Source organism: Pseudomonas sp. GNP012, from assembly GCF_054343835.1.
Window position 1 is genome coordinate 5,247,875 of sequence record NZ_JBTGUU010000001.1, and the last position, 22,243, is coordinate 5,270,117.

Sequence of the window (22,243 nt, forward strand, 5' to 3'; positions counted from 1 at the left end):
GCGAATGCCGTTTAAGAAACCTGCACCCGCTGCCTCTCAACCATCCGACTACGCGCATACAACACGACAATCGCAATGATTGCCACGGCCTGAGCACTCAGCGAGTAGGCATCGGCGTGGATCCCCAGCCAGTCAAAGTCAAAGAACGGCACCGGCCGCGTGCCGAAAATCCCGGCTTCCTGCAGCGCTTTCACACCATGCCCGGCAAACACCACCGACAAGGCGCACAGCAGACCCGCGTTGATGCTGAAGAACAGCGCCAGCGGCAACTTCGCCGATCCGCGCAAAATCACCCAGGCCAGGCCGACCAGCAGCACCACCGCCGTGGCCCCACCGGCCAACACGGCGTTGTGCCCTGCGGGACCTGCCTGCAGCCACAGGGTTTCGTAGAACAGAATCACTTCGAACAGTTCGCGATACACCGAGAAAAACGCCAGGGTCGCAAAGCCGAAACGCCCACCGCCACCCACCAGGCTGGTCTTGATGTAATCCTGCCAGGCCGCCGCGTGACGACGGTCATGCATCCACACACCCAGCCACAGCACCATGACACTGGCAAACAACGCCGTCGCGCCTTCCAGCAACTCGCGCTGCGAACCGCTGACATCAATCACATAGGCTGCCAGCGCCCAGGTGCCCAACCCGGCCAGAAACGCCAGCCCCCAACCGACGTTGACGCTGCGCACCGCCGCCTGTTGGCCCGTGTTTCGCAGGAAGGCAAGGATCGCGGCCAGCACCAGGATCGCCTCCAGACCTTCGCGCAGCAGAATCAGCAAGCCGGAAATGTAACTCAGCGACCAGCTCAAACCGTCGCTACCCAGCAAGTCGGCCGAGGCCTTCAACTTGTCCTTGGCCGCGTCCAGGCGCTGCTCGACCTCGCTCACCGACAAGCCGTCCTGCAACGACTGACGGTAGGCCATCAGGGATTTTTCCGTGTCTTTACGCACGTTGGCGTCAATGTTATCCAGCGAGCTCTCGACCAGCTCGAAGCCTTCCAGATACGCGGCTACCGATAAGTCATAAGCCTGATCATGCTCACCGGCACGATACGCCGCGATGCTCTTGTCCAGGGTGGCCGCCGTGTAGTTAAGCAGTTGTGCCGGGCCACGCTTGACCTGGGGCGGTTGCGCCCGCTGGGCACGGAACGTCGCGGCGGCTTGCGGGCCTTCGACAGCCTGCACTTCGGCCGGAGTCTGACGGGCCAGGTCGGCAATGTTGTAGGTTTTGTCAGCACTGGCCGTCGCCGGGGTGCTGCTGAAGCTGGCGATATAGGTGGCCAGATCCCAACGCTGACGATCATCCAGCTGGTCGGCGAAGGCCGGCATGTCAGTGCCTTCAATGCCTTGACCGAGGGTGCTGTAGATCGCGTAGAGACTCAGGCGGTCCAGCCGTGAAGCATCACGCAGATCGGTCGGCGCTGGCGTCATGCCGACACCCGCCGGGCCGTCGCCGGCCCCTGTATCGCCATGGCAGACCGAACAATGCTGAGCGTACAGCGGTGCGCCACGCACCGGGTCCGGCGTAATGACCGGGGCTTGGCTGACTTCATAGGCCACGGCCAGCTTCGCACCCAGTTGCCGGGCCTGGCGTGCAACTTCGGCACCGTCCTGATGGGCATCAATGGAATTTCCCAGCGCGGCCAGGCTTTGCTCCAGCGCGGCTTTTTCCAGCTTGGCCGGCATGGCTGCAATCAGACTTCCCAGCGTCCTGACCGACTCTTGCTGCGCGCGAAATCCGGACGGGTCCGTGATGCCGCCCGCCTGCACCGTGCCCGGGTAATCCGCGCCGATGTAATCGAGCAAGTGCAGCGCCTGCGGCGTACCTTCGGCGGAGGCGGCCAGCAGTTGAAAGCTGCACGCAGCCAACAGCGGCAGCAACAGCCAGGCCAGGAAACGGGAGGGGGAAATCATGAATGAATCTCAATTTGAAAAACGAAGTTACATATTGTTATCGCCCAACGGCTTTCGCTCAAGCTTTGTTGATACTTCTTCGTAATTGCATCGGTTTCGGGAACGGCTCCTCAAACGAAAAAGGCGACCATCAGGGTCGCCTTTTTTGTCAGTCGCCGTTCTACACGGCGGCTCTGCGCAACGTCGCCATAAACGCCGCCGCCCCGATGAACAGCCCGGCAAAGGTCCGGTTCATGCGTTTTTGCTGTTTCGGTGTGCGTAACAGACGCAGCACCTTGGACGCCAGACCGGTGTAGCCGGCCATGACGATCAGGTCGACGCAGACCATGGTCACGCCGATCACCAGATACTGAATCAGCAGCGGAGCATAGGGATCGATGAACTGCGGCAGCACCGCCAGCATGAACACCAGCGCCTTGGGGTTACTGATGTTCACCAGAAAACCACGGAACACCAAGGCCATCGGCTTGCCGATCTGGCGCATTGAGGCGTCATCGCTCATATCGCTGGGCAGCGCACGCCATTGCTTGATCGCGAGGTAGACCAGGTACGCCACGCCAAACCATTTGATGGCGTAGAAGGCCGTGGCCGACGCGGTGAGAATGGCGCCGACACCGGCACCGACGATGGCGATCTGCAAAGCCAGGCCCAGTTGCAGGCCCAAGGCGTTCCAATAGCCGCGCCAGAAGCCGTATTGCAGGCCGCTGGACATCGACGCAATGGCGCCGGCACCGGGGGACAGGCTGATCACCCAGCAGGCGGCAAAAAACGCCAGCCATGTTTGAAGCTCCATTGCACACCTCGACTCAGACTCGTGACAGATGTCTAAGCTAATGCGGCTTTGATTGGATGACTACCGATTTTTTGTAGGACATGGCGACGGCCGACCAGCGCTCAGTGCTTGAGGGCCCCTTCGCGAGCAAGCCCGCTCCCACATCAGACCGATGTCGCTAATAAGAACGCGATCACCTGTGGGAGCGGGCTTGCTCGCGAAAGCGGTGTATCAGGCAGCAGAAGGTTTACTTTTCAAACCCGCTGGAAGGAAACACATCCGTCCCGCGCCAGCGCCGCACCGAACGCTGGAAGAACAAACTGTTGGGCACCTGCACCATGGCGCTGCCAGTGCCAAGTTCTTCGGCCTCGAGCAACGTGGTGTAAAGAAGATTGATCGCCACCACCCGGCCTTTGACGCCGGGCTTGTCGGTGGTGTCCACCAACTCGACCACGTCACCTATGCGGAACGGGCCGACGGTAAAGATAAGGATCGCGCACAACAGGTTCGAGAGCACGCTCCACATGGCAAAAAACGCCACCGCCGCGACCGCGACGAAACCGGACAACGCGGTCCAGAGCACCGTGGCCGATACACCGAGTCGTTCCAGCACGAAAATCAGCGCACTGCCCATGATCAGCCAGCGCAAGCCGCCCCGCAGCGGCATGATCAGTTGCGGCGGAAACGGGTAACGCTCACCGAGACGGGTCAGGCCTTTGGCGACGAAGCGCTGGGTGAAGTAGCCGGCGATCAGGATCAGCAGGATTTGCACGCCAAGCCAGATCGGCTCGACCCACACCGCCGGCAACGGCAGTTTGAAGGCGTCCATCAGGACAGCGCCTCCAGCTCCGCCTGCATGCTTTCCAGCAATTCCAGGGCCTCCATCCACGCCTCTTCCAGCTCCGCTTCACGCACTTTCAGCCTGGCCTGCTCGGCCAGCAGATCGCGCAATTCGTTCTTGCGCGCCGGCTCGTAAATGTCGCTGTCGCCGAGGCTGGTATCGACCTTCGCCAGTTTTTCGTGGAGCTTGCCCAGTTCGGCTTCAAGCTTGTCAGCCTCACGCTTGTGTGGGGCCAGTTGCTGACGCAACGCCGCTGCGGCCTGACGCTGGGCTTTTTTGTCGGTCTTGTCCGGATTGACCGGGGTGCTGCTGACCGGGGCATTGCGCTGGCGATACTCCACCAGCCAGCGGGTGTAGTCCTCCAGGTCGCCGTCGAACTCCTCGACCTTGCCGTCCGCCACCAGATAGAAATTGTCGGTGGTGCTTTTGAGCAGATGACGATCGTGAGAGACCACCAGTACCGCACCACTGAACTCCTGCAGGGCCATGGTCAGCGCCAGGCGCATTTCCAGGTCCAGGTGGTTGGTCGGTTCGTCGAGCAGCAACAGGTTCGGCCGGTCCCAGGCAATCAACGCCAGGGCCAGGCGCGCCTTTTCACCACCGGAAAAATTCAGCACCGGCTCGTCGATCCGCGCGCCACGGAAGTCGAAACCGCCGAGGAAGTCGCGCAGAGTCTGTTCGCGCTCGGTCGGTGCCAGGCGCTGCAAGTGCAGCAACGGGCTGGCCTTGGAATCCAGAGAGTCGAGCTGATGCTGGGCGAAGTAACCGACCACGGTGTTCTCGCCACGGGTCAGGCGACCGGCCAATGGCGAGAGTTCACCGGCGAGGTTCTTGATCAGGGTCGATTTACCGGCACCGTTAGGGCCGAGCAGACCGATTCGCGCACCCGGGGTCAGTTGCAGCTTGACCTTCTCCAGCACGGCTTTGTCACCGTAACCCAGGCGGGCATCGGACAGGTCGATCAGCGGGCTGGAAATCTTCTGCGATTCGCGGAAGACGAAGTCGAACGGCGAATCGACGTGGGCAGCGGTCAGCTCTTCCATCCGCTCCAGGGCCTTGATCCGGCTCTGAGCCTGACGGGCCTTGGTGGCCTGGGCCTTGAAGCGGGCGATGTAGCTTTCCATGTGCGCACGTTGCGCCTGCTGCTTCTCGTAGGCTTGCTGTTGCTGGGCCAGGCGTTCGGCACGGGCGCGCTCGAAGGCGCTGTAGCCACCGCGGTACAGGGTGATCTTGCGCTGATCGACGTGGGCCACGTGGTCAACCACGGCATCGAGGAAGTCCCGATCGTGGGAGATCAGCATCAGGGTGCCCGGATAGCTCTTGAGCCACTCCTCAAGCCAGATGATGGCGTCGAGGTCCAGGTGGTTGGTCGGTTCGTCGAGCAGCAGCAGGTCCGATGGGCACATCAAGGCCTGCGCCAGGTTCAGACGCATCCGCCAGCCACCGGAGAAATCCCCGACCTGGCGATCCATCTGCTCGTTGGTGAACCCAAGACCGGCCAGCAACTTGCGCGCCCGGGCGTCGGCGGTGTAACCGTCGGCGCTGTCGAGTTCCGAATGCAGGCGGGCCTGTGCGGCACCGTCATGGGCCGCTTCGGCTGCCGCCAGGTCGCGTTGCACCTGGCGCAGGCGCAGGTCGCCATCGAGCACGTAGTCAACCGCCAGGCGTTCGAGGGTGTCGACCTCCTGGCGCATGTGGGCGATACGCCAGTCGGCCGGCAGGAAGCAATCACCCGAGTCCGGGTGCAGCTCGCCCCGAAGCAAGGCGAACAGGCTCGATTTGCCGGCGCCATTGGCACCGATGAGGCCGGCTTTCTGGCCGGCGTGCAGGGTCAGCTCGGCGTCTTCTAGCAGACGTTGCGGGCCACGCTGTAAAGTCAGGTTCTGAAGTCGAATCATAATGGCGGCGGAGTCTACCAGCTTCGCTCGCAACTGGCGCGAGTAGCACTATGTCCTCTGACCTGTGGAGCTTTTCCCTGACCACTTACGCCCGCCCCGGTGTTGAGCAGGCATGCCTGCAATTGCAATCGGCGGGGGTCAATGTGTGTCTGCTGCTGTGTGGTGCGTGGCTGGGACAACGAGGCGTGGCTTTCGATGAGCAGCGCTTGCAGCAGCTGCGCAGTGTGGCCCTGGCGTGGGATACCGATATCGTGCGGCCGTTACGCACCTTGCGCACACAATGGAAGGCCGGGGCTACGCAAGACGCAGATTTGCATGCTATGCGTGAACAAGTGAAGGCACTCGAACTGGAAGCCGAACGGCATCTGTTGTTGCGGCTGGAGAGAGCGGCGCAGAGTTGGCCGCAAAATGCCGAGACCGATCTGGCGGCCTGGCTGGAAGGTGCGGCGGCCGAGGCCGCCCACCTGCACCGCGACGCGCTGCATCAGCTGCGCGTCGCGGTAACCGGCACTTAGGAAGCGCTGGTTGGGGTGGATGCTGCGATCGATGCGGCGGCCGGCGTTGGCGCTGGCGTGGCTGTCGAGGTGGCTGCAGCTAAAGCAGACGTTGCTGCCGGAGCCGGGTTGGCTGGCTTGGCAACTGGCGCGGTGGGTGGCTTGGCAGCAACCGGCTTCTTCACTGCAGGTTTGGCTGCGGGTTTTGCAGCAGGCTTTGCAGCAGCCGGCTTGGCGGCAACTGGCTTGGCAGCGGCTGGCTTGGCGGCAACGACTGGTTTCGCTGCAGCTGGTTTTGCGGCTGGTTTAGCAGCAGGTTTGGCAGCCGCTTTTGCAGCAGGTTTTGCCGCTGGCTTGGCTGCTGGTTTAGCGGCCGGTTTTGCAGCGACAGGTTTTGCAGCCGGCTTGGCAGCAGGTTTCGCAGCAGCGGTGCGGGCAGCTGGTTTAGCAGCCGGTTTTGCCGCTGGTTTTGCAGCAGCGGTTTTTGCAGCAGCAGGACGTGCAGCGGCAGGTTTGGCAGCCGTGGTTTTAGCAGCCGGTTTTGCGGCGCTGGCAGCGGCCGGTTTTCTCGCTGCAGGTTTTGCCGCTGGTTTTGCAGCAGCGGTTTTAGCTACCGGTTTGGCAGCTGCCGGTTTTGCAGCAGCAGGCTTGGCCGGTGCTTTTGCAGCCGCCGGTTTGGCAGCGGCTTTCTTCGCAGGTGCCGCAGCAGGCTTGGCCGCACGCAATGACAACACCTTGCCGACAGCCTCTTGTACACGACCGACGCCCTGGGCCAGTTTCAGGCTTTCCTGGGCATCGCGCTTGAGTTGCAGAATGTAGCCGCGGGTTTCCGATTGACGATCCTTGAGTGCATCGAGCAGCGCCTCAAGATCGGTCACTGCGCCCTTGGCCTTGGCTTGCGCCTTGGCTTTTCCGGCCGCCGCAGCGTCCTGCAATTTGGTGCGGGACTTGTGCAGTTTTTCTTGCGCTTTTCCGCGCTGCTTTTCCAGTTTGGCGAGCAGTTTTTCAGCATCAGCCAAGGCTTCGGAACAAGCGGTTTCCAGATGCTCGAGCAGGCTGCCCGAGAGTTGTTGGAGCAGGTGCAATGGAGTGCTTACTGGCTTCTTGGTGGCCGACATGGTTTACCTCCTGGCTGAAGTGAGTGCGGCTCATACTAGACCTCTGTAGCAACCGCCGCTAGGGCATGTTGACACTATCGAAAGCGTTGCGTTGCAAAGGACTGAAAAACTTCTGCGTCGGCGTGAAAGCAGTTCACCGTTGCGCGCATTCTCACTGGCATAATCGCCCGCAATTCAGGTCGGAGAGTGCCCATGTCGCGCCACCTTTTTTTATCGCTGTGCGTGTTTTTTTCGGTCGCCCAGGCCGCCGAAAAAACACAGGAAAATGAAGCCCACGATCTCGCCTATAGCCTGGGTGCAAGCCTTGGCGAACGCTTGCGCCAGGAGGCTCCCGATCTGCAACTCCAGGCACTGGTCGATGGATTGCAACAAGCCTATCAGGGCAAGCCGCTGGCGCTGAAAGACGAGCAGATCCAGCAGATACTGACCGAGCATGAAGCGCGGATTGCCATGCAGTCAGCCGAGCCGCAAAGCGAATTGGCACAGGAAAAGGAACAGCGTTTTCTCGCCGCCGAGAAAGCCAGGCCCGGCGTGCGCGAACTGGCTGACGGCGTGCTGCTGACCGAGTTGACGCCGGGCGCAGGCGCCAAGGCAGGACCCAACGGCAAGGTGCAGGTGCTGTACATCGGTCGCTTGCCCGACGGTACGGTGTTCGATCAGAACAGTCAGCCTCAATGGTTCGGTCTCGACAGCGTGATCGCCGGATGGCGCAGCGCCTTGCAAAACATGCCGGTCGGGGCGAAATGGCGACTGGTGATTCCATCGGCCCAGGCCTATGGCGCCGAGGGTGCCGGTGACGTGATCGCACCGTTCACACCGCTGGTGTTTGAAGTCGAATTGCGCGGTGCCACCGGCTGACCACACAAACGAAAAACGGCGTGCCTTGGCACGCCGTTTCGAGATCTTGCAGAAAGCGCTTCAGGCCTGAACCGAATCGGCTTCCTTGTGGGCTGTGTGCAACACTTCGATCAGGCAGTCTTCCAGCTCGAAGCGTTCATGCAGCAGGCCACCCAGTTCCTTGAATTTCTCGGCGACGCATTTGCCTTCATCGCACAGGTCATTGAACGCGAGCAGCTTCTCGGTGATGACGTCGATGCGCGGATAGATCGTCTCGGCGAGCTCCAGGCCACGCGTGTCGTTGAAGGCCTTGGCCTCCCCCGTCAGCTGCTCGTAGATCTCGAAGTGCCCGGCCGATACATAATCGACCAGCACGCCGCAGAACTCCTGCAAAGGCTTGCGGTTCTCACCCAACGCCTCAGGCTTTGCGCCAAGAACGTCATAGGCCCCGATCAGTTCGTGTCGTTCCTGCAACCAGCGATCGATCAGCAGGTGCACTCCACCCCAGCGTTCCTGAGCATTCTGACAACTTTCGAGCATGGTGATCTCTCTTCCCTTGTGGGTCAGCTGCTCTATGCCCGCACGCCTCTTGTAACATCGGTGGGCGGTCAGGCAGAGCGTCATCGAGCAACATAATTCCAATGACACGTGCGGGCCAGATTATGCCCGCACGACACTGGCTTCAAGGTACGCAGGCGATAAAGTTCATACAAGTGTTTAATCGCCGGCAAAGGCCCGGTGCGACGACTCGTCGCTGAGTGGTCGCTGATAGCTGATCCAGACCTGTCGCAACGACTGGTAAACAGCCAGAATCATCATCGCGACGAAGAACAGCAGACTCCACTCCGTGAGACTCAGGTCAAACAGCGTCCATGAAATTTCCACACAATCGACAGCGCCCTTGAACACTTGCTGCAGGACGGAGAGCAGCGCAGAACCGGCGAACAGATCCGCCAGATGGGTCGAGCACACCGCTGCCTGTTCCATCGGAAGGCTTTGCAGCAAAACCTGTCGCCACGCCGTGACAGTGCCGGCCAGGCTGAAACCAAGACAGAGCAGCCAATACAGAACGGTTCCGATGCGACCTGGACCATGGACCGAAGCCATCAGGCAGACACCGGTCAGGAGCACCAGACAAAACCGCTGCACCAGACACAAGCCGCAAGGCCGCAGGCCGACCGCATACTCCAGGTAGTAGGAAACGCCCAACGCCAGGGCACCCGCAATGAAAGCCATGAAAAACAAGGAGCGTGAGCAGGCCAAAGACATGGCTTATCCGTAAAAGTAGTGACAGGCCGTTACGGTAGAGGAAAGCGCGGCGGCCTTTCAAGGCAGGCGCCCACGGAGACTTCAGCAGAAGTGTAGGGAAATCCCGACGCAGACGAGAGGATAAAAAGTAGTCCTCTGTAGGACTTTGCCTGCGACGAGAATGGGTAACCGAGTTTCAGCGAATCATCTCACTGCGACGAGGACGATTGCTTCCTCGCCACAGTTCATCACACAGACGCCGGAGCCTGGCGCCAGCGAATGGGTCAAGCGCGCACTGGCACTGGCACTGGCAGAGGGGCAGCGAGCAAGCGTTCATCCAGCAATCCCAGGCCTTCCTGAAACAGCTGGTTGCTGCGTTCGGTATCGCCCATTTGCGCCAGCAGCCGCGCCAGCTCCGCACAGGCTTCCGGATTGCGCTGTACACGCAGGCTGCTTTCCAGATAGTCCCGGGCCTTGCCCCACAAACTGTTTTGCAGGCACAGACGACCCAGTGTCAGCAGCAGGCCAGGATCGGTCGGATGGTCCTTGAGCCAGCCTTCAGCGGCCTGCAATTGGCGGGCCGGATCATTGCCGCGCACCAGCCCGTAGAGACGAGCCAGATGACTATCGTAGCTGCGCTTGAGCGCGGTGCGCAGGACCTCCTCGGCTTCGACCTGAGCCCCCAATTGCCGCAGTTGCTCGGCATAGGCGAGCACCAGTTGCGGCTCCTGGCGTTGCGCCGAGGTCAGTTGCTGCCAGGCACGTTCGAGCGCTTGCTTGCCCACCGCTCCGTCTTCTTCCCGTTGCGCCGCCAGAGACAGGTTCGCCCCCCAGGCCCGACGCTCCAGCTCGGTAAGTTCGGCCGCCGGCAGAACTTTGTCCTTGCGCAGCTCCGGCAGCAGGCGAATGACTGACGACCAGTCACCACGTTGTTGAAGCAGGCGCTGCAACTGACGCAGGGTCTGTGCGTTATGAGGATGGCGCTCACGCATGGCTTGCAGGGTGGCGAGGGCACCGTCGGTATCACCGCGGTCGGTCTGCAACTGGGCGTGGTTCAAGGCGATAGCCAACTCGGCCTGAGGCTGACGCTCCAGGGCGCGCTCCAGCAAGTTGTCGCTTTCTTCGTAATTGCCTTGTTCGTTTGCGGCGCGAGCTGCACCGAGGTAGTAAAGCAACGGCTGGCGCTCGGCCTCGGCAGCCCGATGCAAGTGTCGTTGCGCGCTGGCCCAGCGCCCCTCGGCCAGGTCCAGTTGTCCGTGCTCGATCGCCACCTGCACCCGACGGCTGCGATTACGCCGGGACCACGGGTTGACCACCCCGCTGGAAGCCATCACCAGTTCGACCAGCGCCTTGATACCCCAGATCAGCAGCCACAGCACAGCCACCAGCGCCAAAGTAGCCCACAGGCTCGACTCGTAACGGAAGGTCTTGTAGGCAATCAGCACGTAACCGGAATGTTCGGCAATCGCCAGCCCCAGCGCAGCGGCAGCAGCAATCACGAGGAACGCGATCACATAGAGGCGCTTCATGGCGTGGCCTCCGGCGCGGTGTTCGCAGCAGGCCTGGCCATTGGCTTGACCGAATCTTCGGCGTTGACGTTGCGCCGCTCCAGGTATCCCTGCACCGCGCTCAGGGTGCCGGTCATGTCCGGGGTGACTACGGTGACAGGTTGTCTGCTCAGCTCGGCTACCTGCTCAAGCATGACTTTGCTTTGCGAGTTGTCCGGGTTGAAGTTGCCCTTGAGTATGTCCCGCGCTTCGTCCAGCACTTGAGAGTACACCGCAGCCTGACCATTGAGTGCGGCCCACTGTGCCTGCTCCAGCGCCAGGCTCAGGGCCAGGCGCACCTGAATCAGGCTCTGGCCGGCCAGCAATGGGCGAACGTTTTTATCGGCATTGAAATCGATACGGATGTAGCGCGAAATCTGATCCCACCATTGCGCCCAGCGACTGGCACCGTCGCCATCGGCAGTCAGACCCAGCAGCGAATCGCCACGGTCCTTGTACTCCGGTGCCAGCTCGGTGAGGCTGGCCACTTGATCGCGCAGTGCGCCCAGACGCAGAAACAGCCCGGTGCGGTCCGGTTGCTCGGTACTGCGCAGGGCTATCAGGGTCTTGGCCACCTGCTCGCGCGCGGCAAAGGCGCCCGGATCGTTCTGCTCACGCAGTATCTCGTCGGCACCCTGGACCAGCGCCTGGGCGCTGCTGATGTCCTGCAAGGCAGACAGTCGCAGACTGGCCAGACGCAGCAAGTGCTCGGCCTCGGCCAGGCGCCAGTCCTTGCGACTGGCGCCAAGTACGGTTTCCAGACGCTGGTTCAAACGCTGCTGATCACCTTGCAGCTGGATCACCAGGCGACTGCGTGCTTCCAGCTCATCGGCGGGGGGCAATTGCGCCAGGCGTGCACTCAGGCGCTCCTCATTGAGCTTGAGGTTTTGCGCCTGGTCATTCAACGCCTGTACCTGGCTCAGTTGCTGCTGACTATTGGCTTGCAGGTGACGCACCTGCCAGACACCCCAACCGCCCACCGCTACACCGGCCGCACCCAACATCAGCGCGAGGATTGCCAGACCATTGCCTCGACGCTGCTCGGCAGCTGGTGGTGGTGGCGGCATTTCATCTACAGGAGCATCAACAGGTGCATCAAGCACCGGTCGCGAGTCATCTTTAGGCAAGGCTGTTTCGCTCACGTATCCATCCTTTGCATCAGAAAACGGGTACGGGTTGCTCCCGTAACGCCGTCAGCAAGGCCGCGGCACTCGCGCCGCGACAATCCACAACTGTTTTGGCCCCGGCGACACGCGCCAGCTCGGCAACCCTGGGGCTTGGTACAAACAACGGCAACCGCGCCAATTGCGGCCAGGCATCGCCGGCCAATTGATGCAGGTGCTCAAAACCTTGTCCACTGCTGACCACCAGCCCGTTCAGGCGTTCCGCCCGGATCCGTTGCGGTAGCACTTGCGGCGGGTAAATCGGCATTGCCCGGCGGTACAGCTCCAGATACTCGACACTAGCACCAAGCTCACGCAAACGCTCAGCCAGCAATTCGCGCCCACCCTCCCCGCGCAGGATCAGTACTCGCCCATCGGGTTGTGCGATAGCCTCGCGCAGACGGGAAAGTTCGAGCAAGGCCTCACTGTCATCGCCTTCTGCCGGGAAGCTCACATCCAATCCGTGAGACTGGAGGATCTGCGCTGTCGCCGCGCCGACGCTGAACCACTTCACAGCGGGCGGCGCGGGCCGAAACCGCTCGAGCAGTTCGACGCCGATCCGGGCGGCCGGCTTGCTGACCACGATGATTGCGCAGAACTTTTCCAGCGTCTGAATCACCTGGCGCATTGTGTCAGTCGCCGCAATCGGCACGATGTCCAAAAGCGGCAGACTGCTGCTGAAAATCCCCTGTCCGGCCAAAAAGCTGCCCAGCGCCGCCGCCTCATCGGCGGGACGCGTCAGCAGCAAGCGCCAGCCGATCACTCGTGACCTGCCTCGCCATAGACCGCTTTGAGAATGGCGTCGGCGCCCTGGCTCAGAAGGTCTTCAGCGACACTCACACCCAGTGCCTCGGCATCGCCGCGAGGGGCACGGGCTTGTGCGCTGAGCAGCAGGCCACCGGCTGGATCGCCCACCAGTCCGCGCAACCAGAGCTGCTCACCCTCCAGCACGGCGTAGCAGGCAATCGGTACCTGGCAACCGCCATTGAGGTGCTTGTTGAGGGCACGTTCGGCGGTCACGCGGCTGGCGGTGTCCTGGTGATGCAGGGGCGCCAGCAGCGCATGGATTTCATTATCGGCGCTGCGGCATTCGATACCCACCGCGCCCTGCCCACCGGCCGGAAGGCTGTCGTCGACACTGATGGCCGAAGTGATGCGATCTTCAAAACCCAGCCGGATCAGACCGGCAGCGGCAAGGATGATGGCGTCGTATTCACCGGCATCGAGCTTGGCCAGGCGCGTGTTGACGTTGCCGCGCAGGAAGCGGATTTCCAGATCAGGGCGACGGGTCAGCAATTGCGCCTGGCGGCGCAGGCTGGAGGTGCCGACGATGCTGCCCTGAGGCAACTCATCCAGGCTGGCGAAGGTGTTGGAAACGAAGGCGTCGCGCGGGTCTTCCCGTTCGCAAATGCAGTACAGGCCGAGGCCTTCGGGGAAGTCCATCGGCACGTCCTTCATGGAGTGCACGGCGATGTCGGCTTCATTGTCCAACAGCGCGGTTTCGAGTTCCTTGACGAACAGGCCTTTGCCACCGATTTTCGACAGCGGAGAGTCAAGCAGCTTGTCACCACGGCTGACCATGGGGACGAGAGTCACCAGCAGGCCCGGGTGAGCCGCTTCAAGGCGGGCTTTGACGTATTCGGCCTGCCACAGGGCGAGTGCGCTTTTGCGGGTGGCGATGCGGATTTGGCGAGAGGACATGGATCAATCCGTACTGAATAGATACGGCGGATAATAACAGCTCAGCCAAATCCACTTTGACTTGTATCAGATACTACCCGGCCTCCCTGGCCCCGGATGTCCGGCAATCGGGTGTGAAATTCGCCTGCGAACAGCTGTTTAAAGCTGTTGCATCATCTTGCGCACGCCAGCCACATGGCGCCGGCTGACGATCAGCGCATCACCATTGAGGCCTTTGAGGAACAGCTGGAAATGCCCCAGGGGTGTGCGTTGCAGTCGCTCGATACGCTCACGAGCGACCAGTGCGTTGCGATGGATACGCACGAAACGGTCACCGAACTCGTCCTCGAGGGCCTTGAGTGGCTCATCGAGCAGTACTTCACCGCTTTCGTGACGCAAGGTTACGTATTTGTGGTCGGCAATGAAGTACACCACCTGATCCAGCGGAATCAACTCGATCCCTTTTCGGGTTCGGGCGCTGATATGGCTGCGCGGTCCGCTGCCGCTTTCGGCAGCAGGGCGGGTCAGGGCGGCGAGCTGGGCACGATTGGGGCGCTCGGCTCTCTTTAATGCGTCATGTAACTGTTCAGTTCTCACAGGTTTCACCAGATAGCCTACGGCGCTGGCCTGTAAGGCTTCCACGGCAAATTCATCGGGCCCGGCGCAGAACACCACGGCGGGCGGAGTTTCGCGTTCGCATAACCGTGCAGCCACTTGCAGGCCATCGAGGCCGGGCATGCGGATATCAAGCAGCACGATATCCGGCTTGTGGCTGTCGATCAGTGCCAACGCCTCTTCGCCATTCGTGGCATTAGGCTCCAGGACACTGTATCCCTCGAGTTCGCCAACCATTCGGCACAGGCGCTCGCGGGCCAAGGGTTCGTCATCAACGATCAGGACATTCATATTGCGCTGGATTCCTGCGTGAGTCTCGCACAAGGATAGCGTAGACAGGTGAAGTGACGTCCGTCACCGCGATCCACGCTAAGACTAGCCCGAGCGTCAAAAAGTGCCGCTGGTCCGGCGGCTAAATTTTCATCTGCCGGGCGATTGGCGGCCCAGGCCCGCATTGGCGACACATCGCCACAGGGTTTGCTGATATGCAATATGAACACCCCCCCTCTACTTGTGGTCAGCGGCTGCACCGAGAAGTGCGCTGATCCTACTGTCCAACTGTAGACGTTTGCCGGGACGTTATTGCTCAAATGAAAAATATCGTTGCGCTTATGCAGGAGCGAGCTTGCTCGCGATGAACCTGGCGCCGACGCGTTTATCCAGAAAGTATGCGTTATCGTTAACGCCCATCGCGAGCAAGCTCGCTCCTACACAAAAAAACGTATCGACCAGTGTCAGCGACAGGGTTGGCAACCCTGTTATTATCCGCGCCAGCGTTCCACGCCTTCTTTCTTCAAGCCGATACGAGCGAATTCATGAGCACTGACAAGACCAATCAGTCCTGGGGCGGCCGCTTCAGTGAACCCGTCGACGCCTTCGTCGCCCGCTTCACCGCCTCCGTCACTTTCGACCAGCGCCTGTATCGCCACGACATCATGGGTTCGATCGCCCACGCCACCATGCTGGCCAAGGTCGGCGTGCTGACCGATGCCGAGCGCGACAGCATCATCGATGGCCTGAAGACCATCCAGGGTGAAATCGAGGCCGGCCAGTTCGACTGGCGCATCGACCTTGAAGACGTCCACATGAACATCGAGGCGCGGCTGACCGACCGCATCGGCGTGACCGGTAAAAAACTGCACACCGGCCGCAGCCGTAACGATCAGGTCGCCACCGATATCCGCCTGTGGTTGCGTGACGAAATCGACCTGATCCTGGCCGAAATCACTCGCCTGCAAAAAGGCCTGCTGGAGCAGGCAGAGCGCGAAGCCGCCAGCATCATGCCGGGGTTCACCCACCTGCAGACCGCCCAGCCAGTGACCTTCGGGCACCACATGCTGGCCTGGTTCGAGATGCTCAGCCGTGACTACGAGCGCCTGGTCGACTGCCGCAAGCGTACCAACCGCATGCCGCTGGGCAGTGCGGCACTGGCCGGCACCACCTACCCGATCGATCGTGAATACACCGCCCAACTGCTGGGTTTCGACGCGGTTGGCGGCAATTCGCTGGATAACGTCTCCGATCGCGATTTCGCCATCGAATTCTGCTCGGCCGCCAGCATCGCGATGATGCACCTGTCGCGCTTCTCCGAAGAGCTGGTGCTGTGGACCAGCGCGCAATTCCAGTTCATCGACCTGCCCGACCGCTTCTGCACCGGCAGCTCGATCATGCCGCAAAAGAAAAACCCGGACGTTCCGGAGCTGGTTCGCGGCAAGACCGGTCGCGTATTCGGCGCGCTGATGGGCCTGCTGACCCTGATGAAAGGCCAGCCCCTGGCCTACAACAAGGACAACCAGGAAGACAAGGAGCCGCTGTTCGACGCCGCCGACACCCTGCGCGACTCGCTGCGGGCCTTTGCCGACATGGTGCCGGCGATCAAGCCCAAGCACGCGATGATGCGCGAAGCAGCCCTGCGCGGCTTCTCCACCGCCACCGACCTGGCCGACTACCTGGTGCGTCGCGGCCTGCCATTCCGTGATTGCCACGAAATCGTCGGTCATGCCGTCAAGTACGGCGTGGACAGCGGCAAGGACCTGGCGGAAATGAGCCTGGAAGAACTGCGCAAGTTCAGCGACCAGATCGATCAGGACGTGTTTGCCGTGCTGACCCTCGAAGGCTCGGTCAATGCCCGTAACCACATCGGCGGCACCGCGCCGACGCAGGTGAAGGCTGCTGTGGCTCGCGGTCAGGCACTTCTGGCCAGCCGCTAAATCGTCAAAAGCTTCGCGAGCAAGCCCGCTCCCACAAAGGTATGTGTCAGACACTGGTTTCGTGTGTCACGCCTATCAATGTGGGAGCGGGCTTGCCCGCGAAGGCGATCGACAGAACGCCGAAAAAATCTACTTCCTGGCCGCAATCATCGCCATGAACGCCGGCATTGCCGCTTCCCGATCCGCCGCCACGCGCTGCACGTTCGGGTTGTCCCCCAACCGCTCCAGCAACGCCCTCGCCTTCGGCATTTCAGCCAACAAATCAATGTCGAATAACTTGTGCGCCACGCCACACGCCAGTGGCACGCTGAACAGGAAATACAGATCCGCCACGCTCAAGCTGTCGCCAGCCACGTAAGGGCTGAATTTGCCGTGCCGGCCCAGCGCAGCGATCCCCAGCAACAGTTCAGCCTTGGTTTTTTCCTTGATCGCATCCGGCAGGGTCATGCCGAAAAACGCTTCGGCGTAGCAGGCTCGCGCTGGCAGCTCGATATACAGTTCGATTTCCCTGGCCAGTGCCAGTACCTGCGCGCGCTCGAACGGGTCGCTCGGCAGCAGCGGAGTGCCGTTCTGATGTTGCTCGAGGTACTCAAGGATTATGCTGGTTTCATTGATGAACCCCTGCTCTACGTGCAGTACCGGGACCTTTCCTCGCGGGCTGATGGCCAGTGCTTCGGGGGTGGTGCCACCGTAAAACGGCACTTCTTCGAAAGGCAGTCCTTTTTCCAGCAGCGCCAGTTTGACCATGTTGTAGTAGTTACTGACGGAGAATCCATAAAGCTTGATCATCACAAAGCCTCCAGGCCGTGCGGGGTGGGCAGTGCCTGTTTATAGAACGCTCGAGGGTTTCTTGCCAGCAGCATCACGCCAATGAATACGGGTAAACTGGCCGCCTTTCCCTGAGGAGCCTGCCATGAGCGAGCCAATCGATATCGAAGACGACGAAGAAGAATTCGCCGAAAATACCTTGATCGAAGCCATCGAAAACCAGATCGAAAGCGACAACCCGCCAGCGGCCAAGGCGACCTTCAACAAGCTGACCCTGGTGGGCTACGAGAGGGAAGAGATTCTCAACCTGATGGCTCACGTTTTGGCGGTAGAAATCGACGCGATACTCGAAGAAGACCGCGCGTTCAATACCGAATGGTACGAAGCCGCGCTGCGCGCATTGCCCGAGTTGCCGCCGCAAAAGCAGTAGGCCTACGCCCCCCCCTGTAGGAGCGAGCTTGCTCGCGAAAAACCCGAGAGCGCCGCGGGGCGTCAGGTTTCCAGCGTCATCGTTGAAGACCATCGCGAGCAAGCTCGCTCCTACAAAGGAAAAAAACCCTGTCGCCAGCACTGGACATGCCGGACAAGCGGGTTCACCTTAGGGGCGCTGTCGTCCAATTCCTAGAAAGTCTGGAGTCCTTATGTCGCTTACCCCTGAGCTGGTTGCCGAACTGGAAGTCCTTGCACTCTTCAACCTGGACAGTTCCCAGGAAGGTCTGAAAATTCATCAGACCGCTGCCCCGAAACACATTGCCGCCGCCAAACGCCTCTTTGAAAAAGAACTGACCGACCAGCCTGATGGCGGTTACCTGACCAGCCTGGGTCGTGATGCCGCGCAAAATGTGCAAACCGTGCTGACTATTCTTAACGCCGAAGTAACAGCCTGAATTCTGCCGCATCGCCCACGGAGACCCCGATTCAGGGATTTCCGCGGGCACATCCCCCCTGATTTCAGTCTTCACCGATAGAAATCTGACGCCAGAAAAACAAATCAGCTTAAAAGTCCACGTCTCAAGGCGCTAAACTGCCCCTCATCCGAAGAGCCCCACGTCCGTGCCCTGCGAGCCGGTTTGAGCTGACATGACCCGCAACCATGAAATCCGCCCCGATCTGGACGAGGGAATCGACCGCAAGGTTCTCAGCCAGCTGCGCGCACGTTTTCTGAAACTTAACGAAGGGCGCATGGCTCGCGCCATGGAAGGCTTGTCGACCCGCCAGCAAGGGGTTCTGACCTTGCTGCCGCTGTTTTTCCACGTTAATCATCCGCTATTGCCCGGCTACGTTTCCGGCAGTACGCCGGCGGGTCTGTCGAATTTCGAACCGGAGGCCCATGTCCTCGCAGAAGCCCAGCGCCTGACCCGCTCGTTTTCCTACAAGCCTCGCCATGGCAGCAACCCGCCGAGGCCGATTCACGGACTGTTCCTGATGGGCAGCCTCGGCACCCTGGCCCAGGCCGACCAGAGCGACATGGATGTGTGGGTCTGCCATGGGCCGGACCTGACCGAGAACGAACTCGCCGAACTGCGCAAAAAATGCCAGCTGCTGGAAGCCTGGGCGGCCAGCCAGGGCGCCGAAGCGCACTTTTTCCTGATCGAACCGACCCGTTTCGTCCGTGGCGAGCGCGATACCCAGCTGAGTTCGGAGGATTGCGGCACCACCCAGCACTACCTGTTGCTGGACGAGTTTTACCGCACCGCAATCTGGCTGGCCGGGCGTACGCCGATCTGGTGGTTGGTGCCGGTCTACGAAGAATCGAGCTACGACCGCTACACCCATACCTTGATTTCCAAGCGCTTTATCCGCGCCGATGAAACCCTCGACCTCGGCAACCTGGCCTTTATCCCGCCCGGAGAATTTATCGGCGCCGGGCTCTGGCAGTTGTTCAAGGGCATCGAGTCGCCCTACAAGTCGGTACTCAAACTGCTGCTGACCGAGGTATATGCCAGTGAACACCCCAGGGTCCATTGCCTGAGCCTGCGTTTCAAGCAAGCGGTGTTCGCCAACCGACTCGACCTCGACGAACTGGACCCGTACGTCGTGGTGTACCGGCGCATCGAGGAATACCTGATCACCCGCAACGAACCGGAACGGCTGGAACTGGTGCGTCGCGCGCTGTACCTGAAGGTCAATCGCAAACTGACCGGCAGCAGCCGTACCCAGAGCTGGCAACGCTCTTTGCTTGAGCGTCTGGCCCATGAATGGCGCTGGGACCAGCGCCAACTGGCCCTGCTCGATAGCCGCAGCCAGTGGAAAGTCCGCCAGGTCGGCTCCGAGCGGCGGGCGCTGGTCAATGAACTGAACTACAGCTACCGCTTCCTCACCCAGTTTGCCCGACAGGAGCAAACGGTCAGTCGCATCAACAAGCGCGACCTGAGCGTCCTCGGACGTCGGCTATACGCCGCTTTCGAGCGCAAGGCCGGCAAAGTCGAATTCATCAACCCCGGTATCGCCCCGGACCTGGCCGAAGACACCCTGACGCTGGTGCACGCGCCGAACAGGAAAGAACCGGGGCAAAGCCAGTGGGGCTTGTACAACGGCAGCCTGACGGCGCTGGAGTGGGAACATTTCGCGCCGATCAAACGCAGCCGTCACTTGCTCGAGCTGCTGACCTGGTGCCACCGCAATGGCGTAATCGACAGCAGTACCCGCCTGGCCCTGCACCCTGGTACCAGCGACTTGAGCGAGTTCGAGCTGTTCAACCTGCTCGGCAGCCTGCAACAGACTATCGCCCTGCCCTTGCCCACCGTCGCCGAAGAACCTCTGTTGCGCGCCAGCGTGCCGAGTGAAGTGCTGATTCTGGTGAATGTCGGCATCGATCCGCTCAAGCACCATCGCGACCTGAACATCCTGATGACCACTGAGCGCACCGACTCCCTGAGCTACGCCGGGGTTCGGGAAAACCTGGTACTGACGCTGGACCAGGTCACGCTCAATAGCTGGAACGAAGTGCTGGTGGCTCGCTACGACGGCCCCCACGCCCTGCTCGACTGCATTCGCGATTACCTCAACAACCTGCCCGCCGGGCCGCAACAGCCGAAGTTGAGGGTGCGCTGTTTCTGCCATAACCGCGCGCAGTTCATCGCCCAACGGGTGGAAGACATCCTCGACACCGCGCAGAACCTGCTGCTGAGCCGACTCAATCACCGCTACCTGATCCAGGTCCAGCAGCACTACCACGTACTGGAGCTGGTGCCGGGACAGGTCCAGCACATCGCACTGGCCACCCTGCCGGCATTGATCGACTACCTGGGTGAAGAAATGGCGAGCTACAGCCCGCTTCACCTGGACCCAAACGCACTGCAAGAGCACGACCTAGCGCTGTTCCTGCCAACGGGCCAGCCGGACTGCATCCAAGTGTTCTATCGGGTCAACGAAGATCAGGCTGATCTGTACGTGCTCGATGAGTTCAATGCCCTGTGGCAGCAACGCCTGCCCTGGCACGACGAGCAAAGCCTGCTGGTGCCGCTGCAGCGCTTCCTGCAATCGATCCAGTACCGTCGCGATGCCCTGTTGCCGATGGACGCTGCCCACCCCTTGAACCTCGACACCCTGTATTGCCAGCTGCTGCCGTCAGGCTCTGGTCGGGCGCGTCGCATTGAAGCCCGGCCGGTGCCGCAGACGCCGGTGAACAAACCGTTTTACGACGTGCAGGCGATCGTCGGCAAAGCCGCACCAGGTCAGGTGCAGGTGACGTTGTATTGCAATCAACGGGAGTTTTCCGAACTGGAGCATGGCGACCAGCTGTTCAGCGTGGTCGCCCGGGATATCGTCGGGCAGCGCCGGGAAACCGAACGCTACCGCTGCTACATCACCGACCTCGACCTGTCAGGCCTGCTCGGCGAAGGGCAGAGTTCCACCCATCTTTACCTGCGATACAAAGCAGACCTGGAGCAGGCATTGAACGAGGCGCTCGATCAGGTCTGAGGGGATGTCACTCCGGGAACGCGCCGCCATTGGCCGGCTGCGATTCGACTTCCAGCAGCGTCAACTTCAGGGTCTTGCCACCCGGAGCCGGCCAATCGATATGCTGGCCAACCTTCAGGCCGAGCAGCGCGCTGCCCACCGGCGCCAGGATCGAGACCTTGCCTTCGTCGGCATTCGCATCCTTGGGGTACACCAGGGTCAGGTGGTAGTCCTTGCCACTGCCTTCTTCCCGGCAATGCACGCGGGAATTCATGGTCACGACATCCGCCGGCACTTCATCGTGGCCGACCACGGTATCGGCGCGATCCAGTTCGGTTTGCAGCGCAATAACGCCCGGCAGCGTGTCGTCCAGGCTGTCGATCAGACGCTCCAGACGCTGGACGTCCAGACGGGTAAGGGTGATGGAAGGTGCGGTCATGATCTGGGCAGACTCCTTTCTTCTGCACGAAAAAAGCAAAACCCCGCCAGAAAAAGGCGGGGTTTTCACAAGCCTCGATGGGTTGAGGCGTTACCGGACACTATCACAGCTCAAAAAATATACAAGCCGCCACCCGGCGGCGTAGGAGCTGCCGCAGGCTGCGATCTTTTGATCTTGTTCTTCGGAAATCTTCAGAGCGGCCAAAAGATCGCAGCCTTCGGCAGCTCCTACAGGGTGGTGGCTTTGCGCTCAGAGGCCTGGGCGCAAATGACACGGCGGCGATCATCGTCCGCCGAGCGCCATTCGCGGATGTCTTCGACATGGCGGAAGCAGCCCAGGCAGACTTTCTGCTCGTCCAGCCGACACACACCGCTGCACGGCGACGGCACCGCCGGGCTGACATTGCTGTAGAGCGGCTTCGGTGGGCGGACAGACGCAGGCTGGGTCACGATCTCACAGGCCTTCGAAATCGAGCTCGACCCCGGCCTGCTGCTGGACGATACGCTCAAGCATTTCACCCAACTGCTCTTCGCTCTTGTCACACATCCAGCGCTCGCTTTCTTCGTCGTAGTCGAAGTGGAAACCACCGGACACCGCCGCCAGCCAGAGCTGACGCAGCGGCTCCTGGCGACTGAAGATCAACTGACTGCCGTTCTCGAACTTGACGGTCAGCACACCGGCCGAGCTTTCGAGGTCGATATCCAGGTCGCTGTCGTCAAAGATGTCCTCCAGGGTTTGCTGGGTGGCATCGACCAGGTCGTGGAAACGCGCTTCGGACAAACTCATTACGGCAACCTCAA

Annotated in this window: 22 protein-coding genes; 6 read left to right on the forward strand and 16 right to left on the reverse strand. The window is 61.1% G+C overall.

Annotated elements, in window-relative coordinates:
• Window positions 1–11 precede the first annotated feature (11 nt).
• The 4 genes from ACXX83_RS23810 to ACXX83_RS23825 all read right to left on the reverse strand — a co-directional run bounded on the left by ACXX83_RS23810 (window position 12) and on the right by ACXX83_RS23825 (window position 5,421).
• The gene (locus ACXX83_RS23810) at window positions 12–1,910 is read right to left on the reverse strand and encodes an FTR1 family protein (protein ID WP_458549753.1); all 1,899 of its coding nucleotides are present in this window, start codon (window positions 1,908–1,910) and stop codon (window positions 12–14) included.
• 160 nt (window positions 1,911–2,070) lie between these two features.
• Entirely contained in the window at window positions 2,071–2,703 is a 633-nt protein-coding gene (locus ACXX83_RS23815) for a LysE family transporter (protein WP_458549754.1), read from the reverse strand.
• Window positions 2,704–2,929: 226 nt separating this feature from the next.
• On the reverse strand, window positions 2,930–3,511 hold the full coding sequence (locus tag ACXX83_RS23820) for a mechanosensitive ion channel family protein (protein ID WP_015097323.1): 582 nt from the start codon (window positions 3,509–3,511) through the stop codon (window positions 2,930–2,932).
• Window positions 3,511–5,421, reverse strand: coding sequence for an ATP-binding cassette domain-containing protein (locus tag ACXX83_RS23825; protein WP_095964300.1), 1,911 nt, complete (start codon window positions 5,419–5,421; stop codon window positions 3,511–3,513). The genes ACXX83_RS23820 and ACXX83_RS23825 overlap by 1 nt, the downstream gene beginning before the upstream one ends.
• A 50-nt stretch (window positions 5,422–5,471) precedes the next feature.
• Between ACXX83_RS23825 and ACXX83_RS23830 the strand changes: the two genes are divergently transcribed.
• Complete coding sequence (locus tag ACXX83_RS23830; protein ID WP_458549755.1) at window positions 5,472–5,936, forward strand: TIGR02444 family protein; 465 nt, start codon at window positions 5,472–5,474, stop codon at window positions 5,934–5,936.
• Here ACXX83_RS23830 and ACXX83_RS23835 read toward each other — a convergent pair.
• Window positions 5,933–7,033, reverse strand: coding sequence for an AlgP family protein (locus tag ACXX83_RS23835; protein ID WP_458549756.1), 1,101 nt, complete (start codon window positions 7,031–7,033; stop codon window positions 5,933–5,935). The two genes, ACXX83_RS23830 and ACXX83_RS23835, sit on opposite strands and share 4 nt — an antisense overlap.
• Window positions 7,034–7,225: 192 nt before the next feature.
• Here ACXX83_RS23835 and ACXX83_RS23840 point away from each other — a divergent pair, with 192 nt between their 5' ends.
• The gene (locus ACXX83_RS23840; RefSeq protein ID WP_458549757.1) at window positions 7,226–7,891 is read left to right on the forward strand and encodes an FKBP-type peptidyl-prolyl cis-trans isomerase; all 666 of its coding nucleotides are present in this window, start codon (window positions 7,226–7,228) and stop codon (window positions 7,889–7,891) included.
• 60 nt (window positions 7,892–7,951) lie between these two features.
• Here the strand turns inward: ACXX83_RS23840 and rsd are convergent, their stop codons facing one another.
• The 7 genes from rsd to ACXX83_RS23875 form a co-directional block, all read right to left on the reverse strand.
• Window positions 7,952–8,410: a sigma D regulator gene (rsd, locus tag ACXX83_RS23845; RefSeq protein WP_458549758.1), complete on the reverse strand. Its 459-nt coding sequence runs from the start codon at window positions 8,408–8,410 to the stop codon at window positions 7,952–7,954.
• A gap of 177 nt (window positions 8,411–8,587) precedes the next feature.
• Window positions 8,588–9,139: a disulfide bond formation protein B gene (locus ACXX83_RS23850; protein ID WP_217836687.1), complete on the reverse strand. Its 552-nt coding sequence runs from the start codon at window positions 9,137–9,139 to the stop codon at window positions 8,588–8,590.
• Between the two features lie 263 nt (window positions 9,140–9,402).
• A complete protein-coding gene (locus tag ACXX83_RS23855) occupies window positions 9,403–10,647 on the reverse strand; it encodes a heme biosynthesis HemY N-terminal domain-containing protein (protein WP_458549759.1) in 1,245 nt (414 codons plus the stop codon).
• Window positions 10,644–11,807 carry a uroporphyrinogen-III C-methyltransferase gene (locus ACXX83_RS23860; RefSeq protein ID WP_015097331.1) on the reverse strand — a complete coding sequence of 388 codons (1,164 nt, stop codon included), beginning with the start codon at window positions 11,805–11,807 and terminating at the stop codon, window positions 10,644–10,646. Before ACXX83_RS23860 ends, ACXX83_RS23855 begins: the two co-directional genes overlap by 4 nt.
• 16 nt (window positions 11,808–11,823) lie before the next feature.
• Entirely contained in the window at window positions 11,824–12,591 is a 768-nt protein-coding gene (locus ACXX83_RS23865; protein ID WP_015097332.1) for a uroporphyrinogen-III synthase, read from the reverse strand.
• Entirely contained in the window at window positions 12,588–13,529 is a 942-nt protein-coding gene (gene hemC, locus ACXX83_RS23870) for a hydroxymethylbilane synthase (RefSeq protein WP_458549760.1), read from the reverse strand. The genes ACXX83_RS23865 and hemC overlap by 4 nt, the downstream gene beginning before the upstream one ends.
• Before the next feature lie 138 nt (window positions 13,530–13,667).
• Window positions 13,668–14,414 carry a LytR/AlgR family response regulator transcription factor gene (locus ACXX83_RS23875; RefSeq protein WP_015097334.1) on the reverse strand — a complete coding sequence of 249 codons (747 nt, stop codon included), beginning with the start codon at window positions 14,412–14,414 and terminating at the stop codon, window positions 13,668–13,670.
• Window positions 14,415–14,938: 524 nt separating this feature from the next.
• Between ACXX83_RS23875 and argH the strand changes: the two genes are divergently transcribed.
• Window positions 14,939–16,333 carry an argininosuccinate lyase gene (argH, locus tag ACXX83_RS23880; RefSeq protein WP_217836692.1) on the forward strand — a complete coding sequence of 465 codons (1,395 nt, stop codon included), beginning with the start codon at window positions 14,939–14,941 and terminating at the stop codon, window positions 16,331–16,333.
• 129 nt (window positions 16,334–16,462) lie between these two features.
• Here argH and ACXX83_RS23885 read toward each other — a convergent pair whose 3' ends face one another.
• Complete coding sequence (locus tag ACXX83_RS23885) at window positions 16,463–17,122, reverse strand: glutathione S-transferase family protein (RefSeq protein ID WP_458549761.1); 660 nt, start codon at window positions 17,120–17,122, stop codon at window positions 16,463–16,465.
• 124 nt (window positions 17,123–17,246) lie between these two features.
• On the opposite strand from ACXX83_RS23885, the gene ACXX83_RS23890 reads away from it, so the two are divergent.
• From ACXX83_RS23890 to ACXX83_RS23900, 3 genes are all read left to right on the forward strand, one after another.
• Entirely contained in the window at window positions 17,247–17,531 is a 285-nt protein-coding gene (locus tag ACXX83_RS23890; protein ID WP_007978820.1) for a hypothetical protein, read from the forward strand.
• A 211-nt stretch (window positions 17,532–17,742) separates the two neighbouring features.
• Complete coding sequence (locus ACXX83_RS23895) at window positions 17,743–17,988, forward strand: TIGR02647 family protein (protein ID WP_057712785.1); 246 nt, start codon at window positions 17,743–17,745, stop codon at window positions 17,986–17,988.
• A gap of 193 nt (window positions 17,989–18,181) precedes the next feature.
• The gene (locus ACXX83_RS23900) at window positions 18,182–21,025 is read left to right on the forward strand and encodes a class I adenylate cyclase (RefSeq protein WP_458549762.1); all 2,844 of its coding nucleotides are present in this window, start codon (window positions 18,182–18,184) and stop codon (window positions 21,023–21,025) included.
• Between the two features lie 7 nt (window positions 21,026–21,032).
• Here the strand turns inward: ACXX83_RS23900 and rnk are convergent, their stop codons facing one another.
• The 3 genes from rnk to cyaY form a co-directional block, all read right to left on the reverse strand.
• Window positions 21,033–21,443 (reverse strand): nucleoside diphosphate kinase regulator, encoded by a 411-nt coding sequence (gene rnk, locus ACXX83_RS23905; RefSeq protein WP_007980800.1) that lies wholly within the window; start codon window positions 21,441–21,443, stop codon window positions 21,033–21,035.
• A 227-nt stretch (window positions 21,444–21,670) separates the two neighbouring features.
• Complete coding sequence (locus tag ACXX83_RS23910) at window positions 21,671–21,892, reverse strand: DUF1289 domain-containing protein (protein WP_458549763.1); 222 nt, start codon at window positions 21,890–21,892, stop codon at window positions 21,671–21,673.
• Between the two features lie 4 nt (window positions 21,893–21,896).
• Window positions 21,897–22,229: an iron donor protein CyaY gene (gene cyaY / locus ACXX83_RS23915; protein ID WP_007980802.1), complete on the reverse strand. Its 333-nt coding sequence runs from the start codon at window positions 22,227–22,229 to the stop codon at window positions 21,897–21,899.
• Window positions 22,230–22,243 lie beyond the last annotated feature (14 nt).

Excerpts from the sequence above, each read along its gene's own strand:
- rnk (WP_007980800.1), bottom strand. The coding sequence starts at position 21,443 with ATGACCGCACCTTCCATCACCCTTACCCGTCTGGACGTCCAGCGTCTG.
- ACXX83_RS23820 (WP_015097323.1), bottom strand. The coding sequence starts at position 3,511 with ATGGACGCCTTCAAACTGCCGTTGCCGGCGGTGTGGGTCGAGCCGATC.
- ACXX83_RS23810 (WP_458549753.1), bottom strand. The coding sequence starts at position 1,910 with ATGATTTCCCCCTCCCGTTTCCTGGCCTGGCTGTTGCTGCCGCTGTTG.
- ACXX83_RS23840 (WP_458549757.1), top strand. The coding sequence starts at position 7,226 with ATGTCGCGCCACCTTTTTTTATCGCTGTGCGTGTTTTTTTCGGTCGCC.
- ACXX83_RS23835 (WP_458549756.1), bottom strand. The coding sequence starts at position 7,033 with ATGTCGGCCACCAAGAAGCCAGTAAGCACTCCATTGCACCTGCTCCAA.
- ACXX83_RS23815 (WP_458549754.1), bottom strand. The coding sequence starts at position 2,703 with ATGGAGCTTCAAACATGGCTGGCGTTTTTTGCCGCCTGCTGGGTGATC.
- ACXX83_RS23885 (WP_458549761.1), bottom strand. The coding sequence starts at position 17,122 with ATGATCAAGCTTTATGGATTCTCCGTCAGTAACTACTACAACATGGTC.
- ACXX83_RS23890 (WP_007978820.1), top strand. The coding sequence starts at position 17,247 with ATGAGCGAGCCAATCGATATCGAAGACGACGAAGAAGAATTCGCCGAA.
- ACXX83_RS23850 (WP_217836687.1), bottom strand. The coding sequence starts at position 9,139 with ATGTCTTTGGCCTGCTCACGCTCCTTGTTTTTCATGGCTTTCATTGCG.
- ACXX83_RS23830 (WP_458549755.1), top strand. The coding sequence starts at position 5,472 with ATGTCCTCTGACCTGTGGAGCTTTTCCCTGACCACTTACGCCCGCCCC.
- argH (WP_217836692.1), top strand. The coding sequence starts at position 14,939 with ATGAGCACTGACAAGACCAATCAGTCCTGGGGCGGCCGCTTCAGTGAA.
- ACXX83_RS23895 (WP_057712785.1), top strand. The coding sequence starts at position 17,743 with ATGTCGCTTACCCCTGAGCTGGTTGCCGAACTGGAAGTCCTTGCACTC.
- ACXX83_RS23875 (WP_015097334.1), bottom strand. The coding sequence starts at position 14,414 with ATGAATGTCCTGATCGTTGATGACGAACCCTTGGCCCGCGAGCGCCTG.
- ACXX83_RS23900 (WP_458549762.1), top strand. The coding sequence starts at position 18,182 with ATGACCCGCAACCATGAAATCCGCCCCGATCTGGACGAGGGAATCGAC.
- rsd (WP_458549758.1), bottom strand. The coding sequence starts at position 8,410 with ATGCTCGAAAGTTGTCAGAATGCTCAGGAACGCTGGGGTGGAGTGCAC.
- cyaY (WP_007980802.1), bottom strand. The coding sequence starts at position 22,229 with ATGAGTTTGTCCGAAGCGCGTTTCCACGACCTGGTCGATGCCACCCAG.
- ACXX83_RS23825 (WP_095964300.1), bottom strand. The coding sequence starts at position 5,421 with ATGATTCGACTTCAGAACCTGACTTTACAGCGTGGCCCGCAACGTCTG.
- ACXX83_RS23855 (WP_458549759.1), bottom strand. The coding sequence starts at position 10,647 with ATGAAGCGCCTCTATGTGATCGCGTTCCTCGTGATTGCTGCTGCCGCT.
- hemC (WP_458549760.1), bottom strand. The coding sequence starts at position 13,529 with ATGTCCTCTCGCCAAATCCGCATCGCCACCCGCAAAAGCGCACTCGCC.